We start from the raw sequence: 2,984 nt of genomic DNA, 5'->3' as shown, positions 1-2,984 counted from the left end.
CATTATCGACGGTGAGTTCAATAGCATGTGCGGGATTCAAAACCGGCACACCTAATTCGGCAAGGGTATGCAATACGTCCATGCGTAAGGTGATTTGTTCGAGGCTTCCGGGAGCGATCCCTCTGACCAGTACGGCATCAGGCAATGTCGTTTCAAAATGAGGAATCACCATGCCTGTTGGACTGCGGGTATCGATCCGGCATTCCGCCAGATCGATAAGCACCGTTTCAATATTTAAGTCAGCCAGTGCTTCAGTCAGCTGAGCACTATGCCACCCGTGAGTATCATTAAAAACAGCAACGCGGGCGCTAGGCATAGTCAATCATTAAAGTCCGAAGGATTGCTTCAATAAGTCAGCATTCAATTCACCAGCAGTGAAGCTTTTCCCGGTTTGGGTGCTGGTGATAATGACTTTTGCCGGACTGAAAAGCATCGGATCAATTTTGAAAAAGTCATATTCGTACGATTTGAAAATCTGACCGAACGGACGGCCGTAATCAGACGATGTATTGCTGGGCATTTTCTTGGCAAGATCTTGTGCTTCATCATTGGTACTGTCCACAAAAAGATGCACGGTACCGCCATACAGAATAGCGTCGTTGGTACGGCCCATGCCGGTCATAAAATCACCACCGGGTGGTGCGACAGGCGTGGTTCCAAAACCATCCACAATTTTATCCATCGGAAAGTGCAGGGTATGAGCTTTATGCATGGCCACTTCCAGTACACGAATGGCAATTTGCATTACCCCTGCCAGACTGGTGGTTGGGGTCAGAATTAACGTTAGATTTTCAGGTTTGATACCACAGTTATCAGCAACTTTATCGGCGATTTCGACGGGTGGCATGCTATCTACTTCCAGCACGATAACCGTTGAATCTGCTTTATCCTGATAGCCAAATTCCTTGAATAACTCTTCACGGGCAGCAAGTGCACGACCTGGCCCGGAGCCCAGGGCGAAAAATTTCACATCCTCACTTTTATGAGAAAGACTCCAACCCGCATATTGACTGCCAAGACAACTTAATACCGGCGTTTTTGCATGAACATTCACTGACCATGGCCAATCGCTAAAACCGCTGGTACTGCCGAGAGTTGCGGTACCCAGTCCACCCATGCAGATTTCACCAATCAGTCGACCCGCTTCCAGACCACCGGTGGCATTGATACCTGCATCAACGACGCGTGTACCATTGGATAAATGACTGATTTCCAATTGCAGGGCTTGAGCATTGTCGATTAATTTATCAACCAGTGGCTTACTGGCGGCGTTAACACTGGTCCAGTTGGCGGAGATTTGACTGCTCATGAAAAGATCCTGTCTGATAAAAAATGAAAATAGTATACGTTATGCATTGGGCGCTGTAATGATCAGCTAACTTTTCCATCGGTGTTTTTACAAAATGGTTTAAGTACCTGTTCGATTATTCTGCATCGCTGTTCTGCCATGGCCGAGGCAATAGCTGGACCCTGCAATCCCTCATTAACAAAAGGTGCTGCGCTTACCTCTGATGCAGCATCAAAACAGGCCTGAAAAGCGACTTTTTCGGGAAAATCAGTGTTTTCGTAACCAGGACGTCCTCGAAAGTCGGCCTCACAAGCCAAGAGATATTGTGAAAATCGTTGCGGTTTGCGAAACGCATCAAGCCCTTCTATTACGTTTAATACTTCACGCGCTGATAATTCAAAAAGTAAATGGCAATGTGTGTGAAATTCAGCGACTTTTAGTGCCAGACTGCTGATCTCACGTGGTACGCGTAAACGTTCACATAACGTATGGGTTAATGCGATACTCCGTTGTTCGTGCCCTTTATGACTTGGCAAAATGTCTGCAGGGGTCGTTCCTTTGCCCAGATCATGACATAACACGGCAAAACGCACGGCCAGATCATCAGTTAGTCTGGCGGCTTGATCCAGCACCAGCATCACATGCACACCGGTATCCACTTCGGGATGCCATTGAGAAATCTGTGGAACACCAAACAGCCGATCAATTTCTGGAAACAGTGTTTTTAATGCGCCGACTTCTTTTAAGCTGAAAAAAAATAAAGAGGGTTGGCTGCTTAATAGCGCTTTTTCCAACTCCTGCCATACGCGCTCAGCGACCAGATGTTCCAGTTCACCATTGGCTATCATCTGATGAATTAATTGTTTGGTCTCATCGGCTACATGAAAACCGAAGCGGGCAGCAAACCTTGCCATGCGTAATACCCTGACCGGATCTTCAACAAAGGCATTTGATACATGGCGTAAAGTCTTGTTATGCAGATCGGTTTGTCCATCAAATGGATCGATGACATTGCCATCGTCATCTTCAGCCATTGCGTTGATAGTCAGATCCCGACGTGCCAGATCTTCTTCTAAAGTAACCTCTGGTGAAGCGTGAATTTCGAAACCATGATAGCCCGGCGCCGTTTTCCGTTCCGTACGGGCAAGCGCGTATTCTTCGTGGGTTTGGGGATGCAGAAAGACGGGGAAGTCTTTGCCCACGGGGCGAAATCCCTGAGCCAGCATTTCCTCTACAGTGCTGCCCACAACAACCCAGTCTTTATCTTTTACCGGCCGTCCCAGTAAGCGATCCCGAACACAGCCACCTACTTTATATATTCGCATGACGCTATATTAAGGGTTTTTGGGGCGTACTGCTGGCATGCGTTCCGACATTCGCTTGATAGCCTGTTTTCTTTGAAAGTCATAGGTAGCAGCATAACTGAACACCGAGCGAACATAGCGACGGGTTTCGGTAAAGGGAATGTTCTCTACCCAGATATCGGCAGGCATGGTTTGAGCCGGTAGCCAGCGTGAAACACGATGAGGTCCGGCATTATAAGCTGCGGTGGCCAGTATTGGATTGTTTTGAAATTGATCCTGCATCCGGCGGATATAAAAGCTTCCTATCTCGATATTACGCGGCGGATGATAAAGCTCAGAATCCTGCTTTAAAGGCTTATTCAGCCAGCGTCCAACCTGTTTACCAGTAGCTC

Annotated in this window: 3 protein-coding genes and 1 pseudogene; all 4 read right to left on the bottom strand. The window is 47.5% G+C overall.

Annotated features, from left to right (window positions below):
• Window positions 1–316: pseudogene (locus tag B3182_RS06100) on the bottom strand (RimK family alpha-L-glutamate ligase); the annotation flags it as partial.
• A 9-nt stretch (window positions 317–325) separates the two neighbouring features.
• Complete coding sequence (gene mch / locus B3182_RS06095) at window positions 326–1,309, bottom strand: methenyltetrahydromethanopterin cyclohydrolase (protein WP_292358220.1); 984 nt, start codon at window positions 1,307–1,309, stop codon at window positions 326–328.
• A gap of 62 nt (window positions 1,310–1,371) precedes the next feature.
• A complete protein-coding gene (locus tag B3182_RS06090; protein WP_292358218.1) occupies window positions 1,372–2,613 on the bottom strand; it encodes a multifunctional CCA addition/repair protein in 1,242 nt (413 codons plus the stop codon).
• A gap of 9 nt (window positions 2,614–2,622) precedes the next feature.
• A partial coding sequence (locus tag B3182_RS06085) for a lytic transglycosylase domain-containing protein (RefSeq protein WP_292751973.1) occupies window positions 2,623–2,984 on the bottom strand: 362 nt, incomplete at its 5' end.

The sequence above is a fragment of the Methylophaga sp. UBA4204 genome (assembly GCF_002379485.1).
GTDB lineage: Bacteria > Pseudomonadota > Gammaproteobacteria > Nitrosococcales > Methylophagaceae > Methylophaga.
The sequence above is the reverse complement of the archived record's forward strand: the minus strand, read 5'-3'. Positions and strand labels throughout refer to the sequence as shown.